Origin of the sequence: Streptomyces fuscichromogenes (assembly GCF_014645815.1) — a bacterium.
Classification (GTDB): domain Bacteria; phylum Actinomycetota; class Actinomycetes; order Streptomycetales; family Streptomycetaceae; genus Streptomyces; species Streptomyces fuscichromogenes.
The window spans coordinates 42,175-61,600 of the sequence record NZ_BMML01000023.1 but is presented as its reverse complement, the minus strand read 5'-3'; the positions used below and the strand labels follow the sequence as shown (position 1 = coordinate 61,600).

At 71.6% G+C, this 19,426-nt stretch carries 16 protein-coding genes; 13 read left to right on the top strand and 3 right to left on the bottom strand.

Annotation, left to right across the window (positions count from 1 at the left end; genetic code table 11):
* Positions 1-4: 4 nt before the first annotated feature.
* Positions 5-1,060 carry a MupA/Atu3671 family FMN-dependent luciferase-like monooxygenase gene (locus tag IEZ11_RS37460; RefSeq protein ID WP_189267470.1) on the bottom strand — a complete coding sequence of 352 codons (1,056 nt, stop codon included), beginning with the start codon at positions 1,058-1,060 and terminating at the stop codon, positions 5-7.
* Positions 1,061-1,633: 573 nt separating this feature from the next.
* On the opposite strand from IEZ11_RS37460, the gene IEZ11_RS37455 reads away from it, so the two are divergent.
* The 6 genes from IEZ11_RS37455 to IEZ11_RS37430 all read left to right on the top strand — a co-directional run bounded on the left by IEZ11_RS37455 (position 1,634) and on the right by IEZ11_RS37430 (position 5,556).
* A complete protein-coding gene (locus tag IEZ11_RS37455; RefSeq protein ID WP_189267469.1) occupies positions 1,634-1,840 on the top strand; it encodes an MbtH family protein in 207 nt (68 codons plus the stop codon).
* Complete coding sequence (locus tag IEZ11_RS37450) at positions 1,837-2,628, top strand: thioesterase II family protein (protein ID WP_189267468.1); 792 nt, start codon at positions 1,837-1,839, stop codon at positions 2,626-2,628. The genes IEZ11_RS37455 and IEZ11_RS37450 overlap by 4 nt, the downstream gene beginning before the upstream one ends.
* A gap of 26 nt (positions 2,629-2,654) precedes the next feature.
* Positions 2,655-3,968 carry a condensation domain-containing protein gene (locus IEZ11_RS37445; RefSeq protein ID WP_189267467.1) on the top strand — a complete coding sequence of 438 codons (1,314 nt, stop codon included), beginning with the start codon at positions 2,655-2,657 and terminating at the stop codon, positions 3,966-3,968.
* 155 nt (positions 3,969-4,123) lie between these two features.
* Entirely contained in the window at positions 4,124-4,543 is a 420-nt protein-coding gene (panD, locus tag IEZ11_RS37440; RefSeq protein WP_189267466.1) for an aspartate 1-decarboxylase, read from the top strand.
* 21 nt (positions 4,544-4,564) lie between these two features.
* Entirely contained in the window at positions 4,565-4,909 is a 345-nt protein-coding gene (locus IEZ11_RS37435) for a GNAT family N-acetyltransferase (RefSeq protein ID WP_189267465.1), read from the top strand.
* Between the two features lie 2 nt (positions 4,910-4,911).
* Positions 4,912-5,556, top strand: coding sequence for an aspartate/glutamate racemase family protein (locus IEZ11_RS37430; RefSeq protein ID WP_189267464.1), 645 nt, complete (start codon positions 4,912-4,914; stop codon positions 5,554-5,556).
* A gap of 477 nt (positions 5,557-6,033) precedes the next feature.
* Here the strand turns inward: IEZ11_RS37430 and gnd are convergent, their stop codons facing one another.
* Complete coding sequence (gnd, locus tag IEZ11_RS37425; RefSeq protein ID WP_189267463.1) at positions 6,034-7,476, bottom strand: NADP-dependent phosphogluconate dehydrogenase; 1,443 nt, start codon at positions 7,474-7,476, stop codon at positions 6,034-6,036.
* Between the two features lie 353 nt (positions 7,477-7,829).
* On the opposite strand from gnd, the gene IEZ11_RS37420 reads away from it, so the two are divergent.
* Positions 7,830-9,023, top strand: a complete 1,194-nt coding sequence (locus IEZ11_RS37420) for a transglycosylase family protein (RefSeq protein ID WP_189267462.1) — start codon at positions 7,830-7,832, stop codon at positions 9,021-9,023.
* Here IEZ11_RS37420 and IEZ11_RS37415 read toward each other — a convergent pair.
* Complete coding sequence (locus tag IEZ11_RS37415; protein WP_189267461.1) at positions 9,013-10,290, bottom strand: DMT family transporter; 1,278 nt, start codon at positions 10,288-10,290, stop codon at positions 9,013-9,015. The two genes, IEZ11_RS37420 and IEZ11_RS37415, sit on opposite strands and share 11 nt — an antisense overlap.
* A 210-nt stretch (positions 10,291-10,500) precedes the next feature.
* Here IEZ11_RS37415 and IEZ11_RS37410 point away from each other — a divergent pair, with 210 nt between their 5' ends.
* From IEZ11_RS37410 to IEZ11_RS37385, 6 genes are all read left to right on the top strand, one after another.
* Entirely contained in the window at positions 10,501-11,310 is an 810-nt protein-coding gene (locus IEZ11_RS37410; RefSeq protein WP_229713612.1) for a (2Fe-2S)-binding protein, read from the top strand.
* A 38-nt stretch (positions 11,311-11,348) separates the two neighbouring features.
* Positions 11,349-12,500 carry a glycogen synthase gene (glgA, locus tag IEZ11_RS37405; RefSeq protein ID WP_189267582.1) on the top strand — a complete coding sequence of 384 codons (1,152 nt, stop codon included), beginning with the start codon at positions 11,349-11,351 and terminating at the stop codon, positions 12,498-12,500.
* A 104-nt stretch (positions 12,501-12,604) separates the two neighbouring features.
* Positions 12,605-13,825: a glucose-1-phosphate adenylyltransferase gene (glgC, locus tag IEZ11_RS37400; RefSeq protein WP_189267459.1), complete on the top strand. Its 1,221-nt coding sequence runs from the start codon at positions 12,605-12,607 to the stop codon at positions 13,823-13,825.
* A gap of 156 nt (positions 13,826-13,981) precedes the next feature.
* On the top strand, positions 13,982-16,300 hold the full coding sequence (locus tag IEZ11_RS37395; RefSeq protein WP_189267458.1) for a GH92 family glycosyl hydrolase: 2,319 nt from the start codon (positions 13,982-13,984) through the stop codon (positions 16,298-16,300).
* A 149-nt stretch (positions 16,301-16,449) separates the two neighbouring features.
* Positions 16,450-17,781 carry a wax ester/triacylglycerol synthase family O-acyltransferase gene (locus tag IEZ11_RS37390; RefSeq protein WP_189267457.1) on the top strand — a complete coding sequence of 444 codons (1,332 nt, stop codon included), beginning with the start codon at positions 16,450-16,452 and terminating at the stop codon, positions 17,779-17,781.
* 141 nt (positions 17,782-17,922) lie between these two features.
* On the top strand, positions 17,923-19,425 hold the full coding sequence (locus IEZ11_RS37385; protein ID WP_189267581.1) for an SDR family NAD(P)-dependent oxidoreductase: 1,503 nt from the start codon (positions 17,923-17,925) through the stop codon (positions 19,423-19,425).
* The last annotated feature ends 1 nt before the right edge of the window (position 19,426 follow it).

Genomic DNA, 19,426 nt, shown 5'->3' with positions numbered 1-19,426 from the left:
CGGGTCAGGCGACCGAGCTGCCGATGTCACTCAGCGTCTCGAGGGAGTCGAGGATGAGTTCTCGCTCCAGGCCGAAGTCGACGAAGCAGGCGATCTCGTCGACGCCGCAGTCCCTCATCTCGGACATGGCCTTGCGGCACACGTCGGGGGTCCCCAGCAGCGAGCCCTGTGCCAGGTAGCGCTCGAAGGCGAAGTCGACCATGCGCTGCCGGTCGGTCTCGGTCAGTTCGGCCATCGCCCGGTCGGCGGCGTCGCTCCGGTTGCTGGACACCTGGCCGACGTAGGAGCGGATGTACCGGCCGAGCGGCTCACGCACCCGTTCCCGGACCTCCGACATCGACTCGCCCACGTAGGCGTGCATCATGAGGGACACCGTCCCGCGGCCCGCGGGGCCGTTGGCGGTCCGGGCCGTGGCCTCGGCAAAGGCGTGCCGGTAGGTGCCGATGTTCCGTTCGAGGTCCTGTCGCCTCAGGCCGATGCCGGCCGCGAGGATGCCGGTACGGAGTTCTCCGGCGGTCACCCAGGTGGCCGGCGAGCCCGACGTCGTGATCCAGATGGGGAGTTCGGGGCTGTAGGGGCGGGGGTGGGGCAGCACCTCGGCGGGCTGTCCGGCGCCGTCCGTGAACGTCCCCGGCTCTCCGCTCCACAGCCGCCTGACCGTCTCGATGTCCCGCAGCGCGTGCGCGCGCCGGTCCTCGTAGCGCTCGGGAGCCAGCACGAAGTCCCTGGCGTGCCAGCCGGTCGCCACGGACATGCCCACCCGGCCGCGGGAGAGGTTGTCGATGACCGACCAGTCCTCGACGACCCGCAGCGGATGGTGGAGGGGAAGGACCACGCTGCCGGCCCGTATCTCGATGCGCTCGGTGGCCAGCGCGAAGGCGCTGCCGAGCACGGCCGGATTCGGGAAGACCTGACCGAAGTTCTGGAAATGGCGCTCCGGTGTCCAGACGGCTTTGAACCCGAGCCTGTCGGCCGCTCGTACGATCGCGAGTATGTCGTCGTATTTGTCAGCCGGGGCGACATCGGTCTCCGAGCCGAAGAACATCACGCTGAGATCCATGCGTCAACCTTAGGGATGAGGAGAGAATTCTGGCGCGCGGGTGCATACGGGAGAACCAGCTACGCGGCAGAGCGCGAGCGTTGTGACACTCACAGCGACGGGAACAGCCGGCCGGGCAGTGGACGTGCCGTATTTCCGGCACTGAAGACGACGAATCGCGCGAAGAGGCTACTCGAATGCGATTGCCTCCGGCCGCGCGCTTCACCGGCAAACCGGAGAGTGGCCATCAAGGCCTCTCCACTATCTCCCCTTTGTCCGTTGTGGCTCAAAAAACTCATTGCCGGGTGCGCCCCGCCCGGAGCTTCGAGGTCGCAGCAGCGGAGGATAGTATGATCTCAAATCCCTTGCTGGGCAGGTGAGTTGGAGTGAACCATGAACCTGACAAAAATGCAGGTCGGGGGTATCGCGCACAACGACACGCCGAAAGGCGGCGGCCGTTCCTCGAGAATGCGAACGGGCTCCGCCGGTTACCTGCCCTTAAGGGCAGCAGGCTTCCCCGATAACTCTGCCCCTGCGTCTGCCCTTTAGGGCAGCGGGCTTGCCCGATAACTCTGCCGCCTGGAGTGAAATCACGTGAGCAATCCCTTCGACAACCCGGACGGAACCTTCCTGGTGCTGGTCAACAAGGAGAACCGGCACTCGCTCTGGCCGTCCTTTGCGGCTGTTCCCGCCGGCTGGGAGATCGTGCACCCCGAAGACAGCAGACAGGCGTGTCTCGATTTCATCGAGGCCAACTGGACGGATATGCGCCCGCAAAGTCTTGTGGACGACATGCGATGACGACGCCTCTGTTGCCGGAAGGGGACGCGGCGGGGAATCGTACGATCGCCGAACGCGGTGGCAGCCCGTGGTTCCGGCGCTACCTGTCTCCCGCCCCGGCGCACCGGCTCGTCTGCCTTCCGCATGCCGGCGGTGCCGCCGGGTTCTTCCATCCGTGGGTATCGCGGCTTCCCGCGGACATCGAGCTGGTGGCCGTCAAGTACCCGGGACGCCAGGACCGGCTCGGCGAGCCCGTCCCGCCCTCCATCGAGGACCTCGCCGACACCGTCGCCGGGGAGCTGACCCCGCTGCTGGACATTCCCCTGACACTGTTCGGCCACAGCATGGGTGCCAGCGTCGCCTACGAGGTGGCCCGGCGCATCGAACAACGTGCGGCCCTGAGCGCGGTGTTCGTCTCCGGCAGCGGCGCCCCGAGCGGCGGGCCGCCGGGTGAGGAACACCTCCTGGACGACGACGAACTGGTGCGCAGCACGGTGCAGCGCGGCGGTCCCGGCGGGGACGCCTTCCAGGTCCCCGCCCTACGGTCCATACTGCTGCCCTCGCTGCGCGCGGACCGGCGCCTGGTGGACACCTACCGCCCCGAGCACCTGCCTCCTCTGAAGACACCGGTGATCGCCTTCGGCGGCGACGCGGACGAAGGCTGCCCGCCCGGGGAACTCGGTTCCTGGCAGGCGGTGAGCGCCACCCCGCTCACCACCCGGGTGTTTCCCGGCGGACACTTCTACCTCCACGGCCAGGAGGACCAGGTCGTCGGCGCGATCCTGGAACTCTGGGCGGCCAGACCCTGAAGACCCCCGTCAAGAAGGACGGCTCCATGCCCGTAGCACGGGGCACCCGCAGGCCCCTCGACTCCGCGCAGTTCGGCATCTGGTTCGCCGTGCAGCTCGCCCCGCACTCACCCTGGCACAACCTGGCCGAGGGCATGGAGATCCACGGCCCGGTGGACGAGGTTCTCTTCGAGCAGGCGTTCCGCCGCGTCATCGAGGACCACGACGCACTGCGGGTGGTCTTCAGGGAGGACGAGGAGGGCATGCCCGAGCAGACCGTCCTCGACCGGCTCGACTGGTCGCTGGACGTCATCGACATGAGCGCAGAGGACGACCCGCGGGAGAGCGCGCTCGCCTGGATGGACGACGAGGCCGCGACCCCCGTGGACCTCGCCGCCGGGCCGCCGTTCACCTCGGTGCTGCTTCGGCTCTCCGCGGACGCGTACATCTGGTACAAGCGGATGCACCACATCATGGTGGACGGCCACGGCATTCACGTCGTCACCCGGCGGGCGGCGGACGTCTACAGCCGCCTCGTCGCGGGTGAGCCGGTGCCCGAAGCGGACCCGGGCGGCGTGGCCGAACTCGTCGACGAGGACATCGCGTACCGAGCCTCCGGCCGGTTCGAGGCGGACCGCGTCTTCTGGAACGAGCGTCTGCACGGTCTCGGTGACCCGCCGACCCTGTCGGACCGCGCCCCCGGCCCCGAGACGTACCACTGCCTCAGATCGGTGCGGCTGGTGTCCCAGGAACAGGTCACCCGCTACCGGTCCGCGGCCCGTGCCTGCGCCACGACCTGGGCGGCCCTCGTCAACGCGGCCACCGCCGCCTACCTCCACCGGTGCACCGGCGCCACGGACATCTCGATCGGCAACCCCGTCTCCGGGCGCAAGGGGCAGCGGAGAACCGTCGGTATGACGTCGAGTTACGTGCCGCTCAGGCTCTCCCTCACGGAGCGGACCACCGCGGCCGAACTCACCAGGTCGGCCACCCGTGGACTCCGCGACATCATGAAGCACCAGCGGTACCGGTACGAGGACATCCGCCGCGATCTTCGTCTGACCCAGTCCGCGCGGCCCGTGATCGGACCGACCATCAGTTTCCTGCCGTTCCGTGACTTCGAGATGTCCTTCGGCGGCCACCGGGTCACGGGCCACACCGTGTCCTTCGGCTCATCGGTGCGCGACATGGCGGTCAACGTCTTCGAACGGGGCGGCGACAGGGGGGCCGAGTTCTTCTTCGACGCCGATCCGGCCGCCTACACCCAGGAGGAACTGGACCAGCACGCGGACCGTTTCATCCGCTTCGTCGACGCCTTCGCCGCCGCCCCGGAGACGCCGATCGGCGCGCTCCCGGTCTGAACGACGACCACCGGTGCGGACGGCGGGCCCGGGAGCCTTCCCGGCGGAGCGGGGCGACGTTCCTCACAGCCGTCGGGTCCGACGTGCCGGTGTAGAGTGCGGAACGCCCTTGACCTGCAGAAAGCAGGCAGGGAGCCGTCCTTCAGGAGTCCAAAGTGCTGCGTACTCTGTTCAAGTCGAAGATCCACCGAGCCACCGTCACCCAGGCCGACCTGCACTATGTGGGATCGGTGACCATCGACGCCGACCTCCTCGACGCCGCCGACCTGCTCCCCGGCGAGCTGGTCCACATCGTCGACATCACCAACGGCGCCCGGCTGGAGACCTACGTCATCGAGGGCGAGCGGGGATCCGGGGTCGTCGGGATCAACGGGGCCGCCGCCCATCTCGTGCATCCCGGCGACCTGGTGATCATCATCAGCTACGCTCAGGTCACCGACGCCGAGGCGCGTACGTTTCGGCCGCGGGTCGTGCACGTCGACCACGGCAACCGGATCGTGGCCCTCGGCGCCGACCCGTCCGAGCCGGTACCGGGCTCGGACCAGGAGCGCAGCCCGCAGGCCGTATCGGCCTGACCGGCGGACCAGGAGGGCGACATGAGCGACATCGAGATCCGCGACGACCGGGCGGCGGGCCGCCTGGAAGCGGTCGCCGGCGACGAAGTCGTCGGCCACATCGAGTACTTCGTCCTGGAGTCGCCCTCCCGGGCCCTGGTGCCCGTCCACACCATCGTGGAACCCGAGCACGAGGGGAAGGGCATCGCGGGCTCCCTCGCCCGCGAGCTCTACGCGATCTCCGAGCGCGAGGGGACCCCGGTGGCCCCGCTCTGCCCGTACGTCGTCGTGTGGGCCGAGCGGCACCCCGACGTGGCACCGACGCCGGACCCCGAGCTGCTGCGCGCGGCGAAGGAATGGCTGGTCGCCCACCCCGGCCGCTTCTGAGCATGCTCGCCCTCCTGCACACCTCGCCCCTCCACGTCCCCGTCTTCGACGCCCTGCGCGACGAGCACCACCGGGGCCTGGAGCTACGCCACTCCGTCGCTCCGGACCTGCTGTCCCGGGCTCGCCGGGAAGGTCCAGACGCGGTGGCACCGGACGTCACGGTGGCCCTCCGGCAGGCGGCGGCGGACGACGGTGTGCGGGCCGTGCTGTGCACCTGCTCGACGATCGGGGAGGTGGCGGAGCGGGCCGCCGCCCGGGTCGGCGTGCCGGTCATCCGCGGTGACCGTCCGATGGCGGCAGCGGCGGTGGCGGCCGGCCTCCGCATCGCCGTACTGGCGACGGTCGAGAGCACCCTGCCGCCCACCCTGGCCCTGCTGGACGACGAGGCCCGCCGCGCGGACCGCCCGATCCGCGCCCGCGCCCAGGTCGTGGCGGACGCCTGGACCTGCTTCGAGGCCGGTGACGTCGAGGGCTGCGCCCACCTGGTGGCAGCCGCGGCGGACGCCGTGACCGACGCCGACGTGATCGTCCTGGCCCAGGCCTCCATGACCCCGGCACAGCCGCTGACGACGACACTCCTGCCGGTCCTGTCCAGCCCCCGCCCGGGCCTGGCCGCGGCAGCGCGTGCGGTCCGCCCACCCGGGTGAGTGCGCGTGCCCCGGCCGGGTACGCGGGGCAGTAGACCCGCAGGACCACATCGCTCCACCGGCCGGAGAACACCATGACAACCCCACCCCCGGGCCCCCACCCTCCGGACCCCTACCCCAGCCCGGTCCCCACCCCCCAGCCACCCCCGACCCCCGAACCACCCCCCACCCCACCGTCACCCCCACCCCCGGGCCCCACCCCTTCCCCGATCCCCCCGGACCCAGACCCAACCCCCACCCCAGAACCAGGCCCACCCCTAACCTGACCACCCCCAGCCCGCCTCCCCCCAGGGGCGCGGGGAACTGCGCAAAACCACCAACGCACCGGCACCAACCCACCAGCGCCAGCCCGCCTCCCCCCCCAGGGGCGCGGGGAACTGCGCAAAACCACCAACGCGCCGGCACCGGACCATCACGCCCAGCCCACCCCCCGGCGCAAACCCGCAGCTCACCCACGCCCCTCAACGGCGGTCGAGGCTACTCCGTGACCTCCGAGCGGTCCCCGCCCCACAGCGTGTGGAACGCCCCCTCCCGGTCCACCCTCCGGTACGTGTGCGCCCCGAAGAAGTCCCGCTGCCCCTGCGTGAGCGCCGCAGGCAACCGCTCCGCCCGCAGCGCGTCGTAGTACGCCAGCGCGGCCGAGAAACCAGGCACGGCGACCCCGTCTCGCGTCGCCGCGATGATCACCTCACGCCAGTCGTCCTGCGCCTCCGCGATCTCCCGCGCGAACGTCTCGTCGGACAGCAGGCTCGGCAGGTCCGCCCGCGCGTCGTACGCCGCGCGGATCCGGTCCAGGAACGCCGCCCGGATGATGCAGCCGCCCCGCCAGATCGAGGAGACCGCCCCGAGGTCGATGTCCCAGCCGTACTCGTCGCTGCCCGCCTGGATCTCGTGGAACCCCTGCGTGTACGACACGATCTTCGACGCGTACAGCGCCTGCTCCACCCGGTCCGCGAACGCCGCCGCCTCCGCGTCGGACAGCGCGGTCGGCTTCGGGCCGGCCAGCCCGCGGGACGCGGCCCGCAGATCGGCGTGGCCCGACAGGGACCGCGCGAACACCGCCTCGGCGATCCCCGACACCGGCACGCCCAGGTCGAGCGCGATCTGGACCGTCCAGCGGCCCGTGCCCTTCTGTTCCGCCTGGTCCACCACCACGTCCACGAACGGCTTGCCGGTCGCCGCGTCGACGTGCGCCAGCACCTCCGCCGTGATCTCGATCAGGTACGAGTCCAGCCGGCCCGTGTTCCAGGTCCGGAAGATGTCCGCGATCTGCGCGGGGGAGTACCCGGCGACATCGCGCAGCAGCTGGTACGCCTCGCCGATCAGCTGCATGTCGGCGTACTCGATGCCGTTGTGCACCATCTTCACGAAGTGCCCGGCACCGTCGGGGCCGACGTGCGTCACGCAGGGCGCACCGTCCGACGCCGCCTTCGCCGAGATCTTCTCCAGCATCGGGCCGAGGGAGTCGTACGACTCCCTGGGGCCGCCCGGCATGATGCTCGGGCCGTGCAGCGCGCCCTCCTCACCGCCGGAGACGCCCATGCCCACGAAGTGGATGCCCTGCTCGCGCAGCGCCTTCTCACGGCGCCGGGTGTCCGCGAAGTGCGCGTTGCCGCCGTCGATGATCATGTCGCCGGGCTCCAGGAGCGGTGCGAACTCCTCGATCACCGCGTCCGTCGGACCGCCCGCCTTGACCATGATGACCAGCCGGCGCGGCCGCTCCAGCGCCTCGACGAACTCCTTGGCGGTCTCGGCCGCGATGAAGTCGCCCTCGTCCCCGAAGTTCTCCACCAGCTCGTGTGTCTTCGACACCGTGCGGTTGTGCAAGGCCACCGTATAGCCGTTGCGCGCGAAGTTCCGGGCGAGGTTGCGGCCCATGACCGCGAGACCCGTGACGCCGATCTGCGCCGAAGTGCTCATACCGCCTGCTCCTCAAGAATCAAGTCGATCCCGTAGCACGTGCAAGGGATGCTGCCGCCGCTCATGCCCGCCAGTATTGCCCAAAGGCCATCCTGACCCGCCGTCCGACCGGCCGCACATGCAGATACGGACGACATGGGCCCGACGGCTCAGTAACCTCGTGAAACGCTTTTCGGGGGTGCCGCAGGAGCCCCTCGGCTGACGACGCGTCACCGTGCGGCGGTCCGCCCCGCTTCGGGGCATGAGGGCCGTGCCCCGCGGGGCGAGAGGCGGCTGATTGCCGTCTTGTCATGGCCTGTTCGGGGCGCTTACTTTTGGCCTTCCTGACGCGTGTGGCGAGGGGGGCTCCAGACATGGCCGAACGCGGCCGGCACCGCCGGTACCAGCCGAACAGGATCAACCGCGCCTCGCTCACCGTCACGGCGGGCGGCGCCGGCCTGGCGCTTCCGCTCGCCGCCGCCGGCAGCGCCGACGCGGCCTCCGTGTCCACCTGGGACAAGGTGGCCGCCTGCGAGTCCAGCGGCGACTGGAGCATCGACACCGGCAACGGCTTCTACGGCGGGCTGCAGTTCACCCAGTCCACGTGGGAGGCCTACGGGGGTACGAGGTACGCGCCGCGCGCCGACCTCGCCACCAAGGACCAGCAGATAGCCGTGGCGGAGAAGGTCCTCGCAGGCCAGGGGCCGGGCGCCTGGCCGGTCTGCTCGGTACGGGCCGGACTCACCCGCGGCGGCGACACCCCCGACGTGCACACCGAGAGCGCCGCCACCCGCCCCGCGACGGGCAACGCGAAGAGTTCCGCCAAGAGTTCCGCCAAGAGTTCTGTACGGGATGTACAGCCGCAGACGACGCCGCAGTCGCGGGCCGGCAAGGCCGAGATGTACACCGTGGTGCACGGCGACACGCTCTCCGGGATCGCCGAGGACCACGACGTGGCCGGGGGCTGGCACCGGCTGTACGCGGCCAACCGTACGACGGTCGGCGCTGACCCCGACCTGATCCTGCCGGGACAGCGCCTCAGCCTGACGGGCGAGGCCGCCAGGGCCCACCGGAAGACCGAGGCCAGGACAGAGACGAAGACAAAGGCAAAGACGAAAACCAGGACCGAGACCAGGACCGCGAAGAGTGCCGGCCGCACCGGTCACTCCCTCGTCGCCCCCGTCGACGCCCCGATCGGCACCGCCTACCACGCGACCGGTTCGCACTGGTCGAAGGGCTACCACACCGGCGTCGACTTCCTCGCGCCCACCGGCACCTCCGTCAAGGCGGTCGAGGCCGGCCAGGTCGTGACGGCGGGCTGGGGCGGCTCCTACGGCTACCAGGTGGTGATCCGGCACGCCGACGGCCGCTACACCCAGTACGCCCATCTCTCGGCGATCTCCGTGCGGGCCGGGCAGAGCGTCTCCACCGGCCAGCGGATAGGCCGTTCGGGCTCCACGGGAAACGCCACGGGCCCGCATCTGCACTTCGAGGTGCGGACGGGGCCCGGATTCGGCACGGACGTCGACCCGGTCGCCTATCTCCGGGCCGGCGGCGTCAGTATCTGACCCGCGTACGGCGCCGGTCCAGCAGCGGGCCGTGGACGTAGTCGGCCGCGGGCAGCAGCACTTCGGCCACGTCCGGCGCGGCGGACCCCGACCGCTGCTGGGGCATGGCGATCAGGGGGACCGGCGCGGGACGCGCGTCGTCGCCGCCCGGCGGGCGGACTCCCGCCGAAACGCCGCCCGCCGACAGACCCTCCATCGACGCAACCTCCGCCGACAGAGCCTCTGTCGAAAGGGCCTCGGTCGACAGAACCTCCGTCGACAGAACCTCCGTCGAAAGGGCCTTGGCCGAAAGGGTCTCGGTGGAAAGGGGCTCGGTGGAAAGGGCCTCCAGACCCGCCTCGGCCAGTTCCACCAGCGCCTCGACCAGCGGCTCGGGCGACGTCTCGACCACGGCGGACTCCGGTACCGGCACCGGCACCGGCTGGGCCGGGTGCGGGGTGCGTTCGAGGCGCTCGGTCGTCAGCAGGATGAGGCCGCCCGCCGCCACCACACCGCAGCCCAGCGCCAGCAGGGTGCCCGTCGCGCCGTAGCGGAACGTCTCGCCGAACATCGTGATGCCGACCGCGGCGGCCAGCACCGGGTTCACCACGGTCAGCGTGGCCAGCGGCGCGGCGAGGCCGCCGCCGCGGTAGGCGGCCTGGGAGATCATGACGCCGGCGACGGCGTAGGCGCCGATCACGGACAGCCAGAGCACGTCGGCCGTGGCGATCCCGCCGTCCCAGTCGATCGCCACCACCTTGGTGAACACCGAGGACATGCCGAAGGCTATGCCGGACGCGGTGGCGAGCAGCACGCTGCGCACCGCCGGGTGCCGGTGCGCGGCCCGGCCCGCGATCATCAGCGCGACCACCGCCCCGCCGGTGACCAGCGCGACCCCGATCCGCCCGGCGGAGTCCAGGGAGTGCGCGTCGGAGGAGCCGACCAGGGAGAGCAGACCGGCCAGACCGGCGGTGGCCATGATCGCGCCCCGCCAGGCGGTCGCCCCGGCCCTGCGGCCGACGAAGAGGGCCGCCATGGGCAGCGCGAACACGATGGTGAGCGCGCCCAGCGGCTGGACCAGGCTCAGCGGGCCGTAGGCGAGCGCCACCACGTGCAGCAGGCCGCCGAGGCCGTTCAGCGCCATCGCGCCCCACCAGCTCGGGCGGCGCAGCGGCGCGTACTGTCCGTCGGGGGAGGAGACCGCCACCTGCTCCTGCACGATCGCCCCGCCGGCGTAGGCGACGGCGGAGACGAAGGAAAGCAACACGGACAACGCGAGGGCACTCATACTCGGCTCCTCTGCGTCAGGCCGGGCCGCTTGGCCCCGCGCGGTGATCGGTCGGCTTCCATGAGCAACACTCTGCCCGCCCGTCTGCTTCCCGTCGTCGTACCTGAGCACCCAATGGGTCCTACTACCGATGGAGTACGAAGCAGTTCCGATCATCCCCAGGGTGGGGGCCGCCGGGTGGAGGCGGCGTGCGCAGGGATTCCGGGAACCCTGGTACTACTGCTGTTCGTGGACCCGTTCGCCGACCTGGACCCCGACCTCGCCGCGCTCCGCCCGCTCGGCGGCTTCTTCGTCCTGCGGACGGTCCGAGCGCTGGTCGCGGGCCCCGACGCGGCGCGGACCGACGAGCTGACGACTCTCGCGAAGGCCTACGGAGAACTCGGACCGGACGGTCACGGAAATGCCCTGGGTACCCGTGTCGAGACGGTCGCGGGGCGTCTGGGCACCACCGAACCGCGGGTCGCCGCCTCCATCGCCCACCAGGCGCTGGCCGCCCGGCTCTGGTCCGTCGCCCTCGGCTGCGCCGTCCGCTACGGCCGCCTTCCCGACCTCGACCCGGGCCTGCTCCGCTGGGACCCCGCCGCAACCGCCCCCGACGACCTCCGGCTCACCGAGGTGCGCGCGCTGCCCGGGGGCGCCGGCCCGGCCGCACTCGCCGACACCGTCGTGCAAGCCGTCGTACACGGCCATCTCGAACCCCTGGGGGAGGCCCTGAGGGCCCGCTACGGTGTCGCGGCCGGTCTGCTGTGGGGAAACGCCGGCTCGGCGCTGGCCGGAGCCGCACGGGAACTGGGCCGCTGGGCGCGCGCGAACAACCGTCCGGACGCGGCCGCCCGGACCCGCCACCTCGCCGACACCCTCTTCGCGCACCCCCTGCTGAGCACCACCGGTACCCGCACCGGCCCGGCCTTCCGGCGGCGCAGCTGCTGTCTGTACTACCGGGTACCGGGCGGCGGGGTCTGCGGTGACTGTTGTTTCACACAACCACCGCGCTCTTCCCCGCGCGCCGCATCTGGGTGACCATGGAACAACCGGCCGTGGAGAGCGAGGGGTTGCGGGTGCGAGTCGGACTGCTGACCCGGGAGTACCCCCCGGACGTCTACGGCGGCGCGGGTGTTCACGTGGAGTTCCTCGCCCGTGAGTTGCGGCCCCTGGTGGACCTGGAGGTGCACTGCTGGGGCGAGGGCCGCGGGGTCGGCGTCGTCCGGCACCGCCCCTGGTCCGCGCTGGACACCGCCAACGACGCGCTGCGCACCTTCTCCGTGGACCTGGCCATGGCCGCCGGTCTCGAAGGGCGTGAGCTCGTCCACTCCCACACCTGGTACGCCAACCTCGCCGGCCATGTCGCCAAGATGCTGTACGGGGTCCCGCACGTGGTGACCGCGCACTCGCTGGAGCCGCTGCGCCCCTGGAAGGCCGAGCAACTCGGAGGCGGCTACGCCCTGTCGAGCTGGGCCGAGCGCAGCGCGATCGAGGCCGCCGACGCGGTGGTCGCCGTCTCCGGGGCCATGCGCGAGGACATCCTCGGCTGCTACCCCGCCCTGGACCCGGCGAAGGTGCACGTCGTGCACAACGGCATCGACACCACGCTCTACCGACCGGACCACGGCACCGACGTCCTCGCCCGGATCGGTATCGACCCGGGCCGCCCGTACGTGCTGTTCGTCGGCCGTATCACCCGCCAGAAGGGCGTGCCCCATCTGCTGCGCGCGGTACGGGACATCGACCCGGCGGCGCAGGTCGTGCTCTGCGCGGGGGCGCCCGACACTCCCGAGATCGACCGGGAGTTCCGCGACCTCTTCGAGGAGCTGAGCCGGGTCCGCGAGGGCGTGCACTGGATCCCGCAGATGCTGCCCCGCGCCGACGTCATCCAACTCCTCACCCGTGCCGCCGTCTTCGCCTGCCCCTCGGTCTACGAACCGCTCGGCATCGTCAACCTGGAGGCGATGGCCTGCGGCACGCCCGTGGTGGCGTCCCGGGTCGGCGGTATCCCCGAGGTCGTCGAGGACGGCAGGACGGGCCTGCTGGTCGACCTGGACGACGACTTCGAGGGGGGCCTGACGCGGGCGCTGGACGCCGTCGTCGGCGACCCGGAGACGGCCCGGCGGATGGGCGAGGCCGGACGGGAGCGGGCCGTGGGGGAGTTCGGCTGGGACGCGGTGGCCCGGCGCACGGTCCGGCTCTACGAGGAGATCCTCAAACAGGCGTAACGACAGGCGTAACGAGCATGCCGCCTGTTCGACGTGATCGCGGTGCAGGCTTAGCGGGAGTGCTCCCAGGGCAGGCATGGAGCACCAGGGTGAGGGGAGCGGCCATGCGTCGTGGTGGACCTTCGGTACTCGGTCTCGTACTGGCCGGCGGGGAGGGCAAACGCCTGATGCCGCTGACCGCGGACCGGGCCAAACCAGCGGTCACCTTCGGCGGTACCTACCGCCTGGTCGACTTCGTGCTGTCCAACCTGGTCAACGCGGACGTGCTGCGCATCTGCGTGCTGACCCAGTACAAGTCGCACTCGCTGGACCGGCACATCACCACCACCTGGCGGATGTCCAGCCTGCTGGGCAACTACGTGACGCCGGTCCCGGCACAGCAGCGGCTCGGCCCGCGCTGGTACCTGGGCAGCGCCGACGCCATCCTGCAGTCCCTCAACCTGGTCCACGACGAACAGCCCGACTACGTCGCGGTGTTCGGCGCCGACCACGTCTACCGCATGGACCCGCGGCAGATGCTCCAGCAGCACATCGAGGGCGGCGCCGGTGTCACGGTCGCCGGTATCCGCATCCCGCGCGCGGAGTCCTCGGCGTTCGGTGTGATCACTCCGGGCTCGGACGGACAGACGATAGAGACCTTCCTGGAGAAGCCCGCCGACCCGCCGGGCCTGCCGGACGCCCCGGACTGCGTCTTCGCCTCCATGGGCAACTACATCTTCACCACCAAGACCCTGGTGGAGGCCCTGCACCGGGACGCCGAGGACGAGGAGTCCGTGCACGACATGGGCGGCTCGATCCTGCCCCAGCTCACCGCCCGCGGCGAGGCCCAGCTCTACGACTTCGGCACCAACCACGTCCCCGGCGAGACCAGCCGCGACCGCGGCTACTGGCGGGACGTCGGCACCCTCGACGCGTACTACGACGCCCACATGGACCTGATCGCCGAGCGGCCCGCCTTCAACCTCTTCAACCGCAGCTGGCCCATCTACACGCACTCGTACCAGCTCTCCCCGGCCCGCTTCAACGCGGGCGGCATGGCGAGCGAGTCCATCATCAGCGCCGGCTGCCTGATCCGGGGCCAGGTCACCCGGTCCGTGCTGTCACCGGGCGTGCGGGTCGACCCGGGCGCGGTGGTCCAGGGGTCGGTGCTGCACGACAACGTCGTGGTGGGCCGGGGCGCGGTGGTGCGCGGTGCGGTCCTGGACAAGAACGTCGAGGTCCCGCCGGGCGCGACGATAGGCGTCAACCCGGACCGGGACGCGGAGCTGTACACCGTCTCCAAGGGCGGGGTCATCGGCCTCGGCAAGGGGCAGCTGGTCTCCTGACCCTCGGGCGCGCTTCAACTCGGGCGCGACGCGCTGCGAGTGAATAACCCTCATTTGCCGGAATTTGCGGTCCTCTCCCCTCACGATGCAGACAGCAATGTCGAAATTCGGAGGTCATCCGACATGAGAGGGACCAGTGGTGTGTCACATACCACCATGGCTCTCCGGCGCACACGGCTGTGCCTCGCCGGAGCACTGACAGCGTCCGCGCTGTTCACGGCCCCCGCCGCGGGAGCCGCCGAAGCGACCGACGGCCACCTCGCCGACCTGGTGAACCCCTTCATCGGCAGCCAGGACGACGGCAACACGTTCCCCGGCGCGGCCGTGCCCTTCGGCATGGTGCAGTTCTCCCCGGACACCGGGCACAGCACCGGCTACGACTACTCCCAGCACCGGATCCGCGGCTTCTCCCTGGTCCACCTCTCCGGCGTCGGCTGCGCCATCGGCGGCGACCTGCCCGTGCTGCCCACCACCGGGGACGTCACGCGCACGGACTACGCCCGGTACGCCGCCGGGTTCCGGCACGCCGACGAGGCGGCGAGCCCCGGCTACTACCGCGTCGGCCTCGACTCGGGTGTGACGGCCGAGCTGACCGCGACCGCCCGCACCGGCGTCCAGCGCTACACCTTCCCGGCCACCGGCAAGGCCAACGTCCTGCTCAACGCCCACCAGGCGCTGCACAAGCCGGTCAGCAGCGATGTCGAGATCCTGGACGACCGCACCGTCCGCACCCGGATCACCGGCCACGGCTTCTGCCGCGACTCCGCCCCCTACACCGTCTACACGGTCACCCGCTTCAGCCGCCCCTTCGCCGCGTACGGCACCTGGAACGGCACCGCCCTCACCCCCGGCTCCCGAGCCGGAGCCGACGGCGCCTACGTCCGCTTCGACACCACCCGGGACCGTACGGTCGAGGCGACCACCGCCCTGTCGTACGTGGACGCGCGGGGCGCCGAGGTCAACCTGCGGGCCGAGGGCGGCCGTTCGTTCGACGCGGTACGACGGCAGGCCCGGGACGCCTGGGAGCGGCGGCTGGCCGGCGTCCGCGTCCAGGGCGGCTCCCCGACCCTGCGCCGTACCTTCTACTCGTCGCTGTACCGCACCTTCCTCGCGCCCAACGTCGGCGGGGACGCCGACGGCCGCTACGCCGGCTGGGACCGCCGGATCCATCGCGCGCAGGGGTTCACCTACTACCAGAACTGGTCCCTCTGGGACACCTACCGCACCCAGGCCCAGGCGCTCGCCCTGCTCGCCCCGCGCGAGGCCCGGGACATGGCGCTGTCGGTGCTGAGGATCGACGAGGACGGCGGCTGGCTGCCCAAGTGGGGCTACGGCCCGGTCGAGACGAACATCATGACCGGCGACCCGGTCACCCCGTTCCTGACCACCGCCTACCAGATGGGCCTGCTCAAGGGGTACGAGGAGCGGGCCTACCGGGTGCTGAGGAGGAACGCCGACGGCGTGCCGCCGGCCGCCAACGCCGGGGTCGGCCGCGAGGCCAACGCCGAGTACCTCGCCGACGGCTTCGCGCCGTACCTCAAGGGCCGCCCGCACACCAAGGTGGGCGACTCCGACTACGACCACGGCGCCTCCGTCACCCTGGAGTACGCCCTGTCCGACGCGATGCTCGGGCAGATGGCCCGGGACCTCGGCCACGGCGCGGACGCGGCCCGCTATGCCGCCCGAGCGCAGAACTACCGCAACGTCTTCGACCCCTCCACCGGCTTCTTCCGGGCCCGCGACGCCGCCGGCGCCTTCACCGGCGACCCCGACCCGGCCCGCGGCATCGGCTTCCACGAGGGCACCGCCTGGCAGTACCAGTGGCTCGTCCCGCAGGACCTGCCCGGGGTGATCTCCCTGATCGGCGGCGAGCGCGCCGCCAACGCCCGGCTCGACTCGTTCTTCGCCTACGACAGGCTGCTCGCCGACCCCGCGAGGACCGCGCGCCAGGTCTGGGTGCACGGCAACGCGTACGCCTACTACAACGCGGCCGTCTACAACCCCATGAACGAGCCCGACCTGATCGCCCCGTACACCTACCTCTCCACCGGCCAGCCCTGGAAGACCACCGACGTGGTGCACGCGGCGCTCACCCTGTTCACCGACGGGCCGACCGGGATGACCGGCAACGACGACCTCGGCACCATGTCCGCCTGGAACGTCCTGTCGTCCCTCGGCCTCTTCCCGGTGCAGCCCGGCTACGGCACCTGGGGCCTGTCGACGCCGGTCTTCGACCGGGCCGAGGTGCGCCTGGACCGCCGTTTCTGGCCGAGCGGCGGGTTCACGGTGACCGCGCCGGGCACCTCGGCCGCGCGCCGGTACGTGCAGTCGGCCCGGACCGACGGATCGGACTACCGCCGTACCTATCTGACGACCGGTGCGCTGCGCTCCCTGCGGTCGCTGGCGTTCACGGTCGGCTCGCACCCGTCAGAGTGGGGTACGTCACCCGAGGCGGGGCCACCGGCGCTGAAGTGACCTCAGGTGTCGCAGGAGTCCCGCCTCTTTCGGAGGGGGCGGGACTTAATCTGCTGTTAACTGAGCGTAGCGTGATCGTACTTGACCGTAATCATGAGTCGGCGTTTGACTGCTGATCCACCCTCCGTCGACGCGAGGCACCCCCTTAGATGACTGAGACTGCTGACCTGCTCGCTCCTCTCGACCTGGCGTTCTGGAACATCGAGTCCGACCAGCACCCGATGCACCTCGGCGCGCTCGGCGTGTTCTCGGCGCACTCGCCGACCGCCGGCGCGCACGCCGCCGACCTCCTCGCGGCCCGGGCCGCCGCCGTGCCCGGACTGCGCATGCGGATCCGGGACGTCTGGCAGCCGCTCGCGTTCGGCGGCGCCGCCCGCGAGACCGACCCGGACTTCGACCCCCTCAACCACGTCAGGCTGCACGCCCCGACCGCGGACTTCCAGAGCGTGGCGGGGCGGCTGATGGAGCGTCCGCTGGAGCGCGGCCGGCCGCCGTGGGAGGCGCACGTGCTGCCCGGCGAGGACGGGGTGTCCTTCGCGGTGCTGTTCAAGTTCCACCACGCCCTCGCCGACGGGCTGCGCGCCCTCAAGCTCGCGGCCGGTGTCATGGACCCGCTGGACCTGCCGGTCCGCGCCCCCCGCTCCATCGAGCCGCCGCGTGCGCTGCCGGCGCTGCCCGACGTGCGCAGGCTGCCGGAGCTGGTGCGCGGCGCCCTCGCGGACGTGGGCCGGGCCCTCGACATCGGCGCCTCGGTCGCCCTGTCCGCCCTCGGGGTGAGCTCCTCGGCCGCGCTGACGTCCGAGCCCACCGGCACCCGGAGCATCGCCGGCGTCGACCTCGACATCGACGACGTGCACCGGGTCCGCAAGGCCGTCGGCGGCACCGTCAACGACGTCCTGATCGCCGTCGTCGCCGGCGCCCTGCGCCGCTGGCTGGACGCGCGCGGCGACGGCACCGAGGGCGTCGCCCCGCGCGCCCTGATCCCGGTCTCCAAGCGCCGCCCGCGCACCGCGACCCCACAGGGCAACCGGCTCTCCGGGTACCTGATACGGCTCCCGGTCGACAACCCGGACCCGCTCGCCCGACTCGACCGCGTCCGCACGGCGATGGTCCGCAACAAGGACGCCGGCCCCAACCGGGGCGCCGGTGCCGTCGCCCTGCTCGCCGACCACGTGCCCGCGCTCGGGCACCGGCTCGGCGGGCCGCTCGTCGGCCAGGCCGCCCGGCTCTGGTTCGACATCCTGGTCACCAGCGTCCCGCTGCCCGGCATCGGCCTGCGCCTCGGCGGCCACCCGCTCACCGCCGTCTACCCGCTGGCCCCGCTCGCCCCCGGCCAGTCCCTGGCCGTCGCCATCTCCACCTACCGCAACCACGTCCACTACGGCCTCGTCGCCGACGCGACCGCGGTCCCCGACCTGGACGTACTCGCCCGCGCGGTCACCGACGAGGTGGACTCACTGATCTCGGTCTGCGATCCGTGACGACACGGTGACCGCCCGGTGGCCGGCGGGATCCGTCATTCGGGCGGGTTTGGTCCCCGGGGCCGGCGCTCCGTAAAATTCCCCCTTCGAAGGCGGGCGTGAGACGGAGCGCCGCTGGTGGACCAGGGAAGCGGCAGCGCGATGACGGTGACACAGGACGGCTCGACGGCCGAGGACGCGGTGGAGGCCTTGGTCCACGGACCCGGCATCGCCCCCGAGCGGCTCGCCGTCTGCCTCGGCGTGCTCGCGGAGCTGGACGAACTGGACGTCGACCACCCCGACGCCATCGCGGTGCGCCGGGCCACCGCCGGCATCTACCGCACGGTGAAGCAGCGCCGCCGCCAGGAGCGCCGGGCCGCCAAGACCGCCCACGACAAGGCGGTCACCGAGGCCACCGCGACCGGCTCCGCCGAGCGCATCGACGACGAGACCGAGGGCCTGCTGCCCTCGTCCCGGACCGAGGAGGGCAGGGTCGCGGGGATACTCCAGCGCCCGCGCTCCTGCTACACCTGCAAGACCCGCTATGTCGAGGTCGACTACTTCTACCACCAGCTCTGTCCGGACTGCGCCCGGCTGAACCGCGCCAAGCGTGACGCCCGCGCCGACCTGACCGGCAAGCGCGCCCTGCTCACGGGCGGCCGTGCCAAGATCGGCATGTACATCGCGCTGCGGCTGCTGCGCGACGGCGCGCACACCACGATCACCACGCGCTTCCCGAAGGACGCCATCCGCCGCTTCAAGGCGATGGAGGACTCGGCGGACTGGATCCACCGCCTGGAGGTCGTCGGCATCGACCTGCGCGACCCGGCACAGGCCGTCGCCCTGGCGGAGCAGGTCAGCGCGGCCGGCCCGCTGGACATCCTGGTCAACAACGCGACCCAGACCGTCCGCCGGCTGCCCGCCGCGTACGCGGCGCTGGTCGAGGGCGAGAGCGCCCCGCTGCCCGCCGGTGAGCTCCCCGCCCACCAGGTCATCGGCGCCTTCAACTCGGGCGCCGTCGACGGCCTCGCCGCGCTGCCCCTCGGCACCAGCGGCCTGGACGCCCAGCAGGTCGCCGACCTCGCGCTGGTCGCGGGCAACGCCAGCGTGGCCCGGCACCTCGACGGCACCGCCATCGACGCGGGCGGTCTGGTCCCGGACGTCGTCGACACCAACACCTGGGTGCAGACCATCGACCAGATCTCCCCGGTGGAGCTCCTGGAGACCCAGCTCTGCAACTACACGTCGCCGTTCATCCTGATCAGCGCGCTCCGGCCGGCGATGGCCGCGGCCGCGAAGCAGGCGGCGCGCGGCCGGTCGTACGTCGTGAACGTGTCGGCGATGGAGGGCGTCTTCGGCCGCGGCTACAAGGGCGCCGGACACCCCAACACCAACGCGGCCAAGGCGGCCATGAACATGGTCACGCGGACCAGCGCGGTGGAGCTGTTCCAGACCGATGGCATCCTCATGACCTCGGTCGACACGGGATGGATCACCGACGAACGCCCGCACTTCGACAAGCTGCGGCTGGCCGAGGAGGGCTTCCACGCCCCCCTCGACCTGATCGACGGCGCGGCCCGCGTCTACGACCCGATCGTGCTCGGCGAGCAGGGCGAGGACGTCTACGGCGTCTTCCTGAAGGACTACGCGCCCGGCAAGTGGTGAG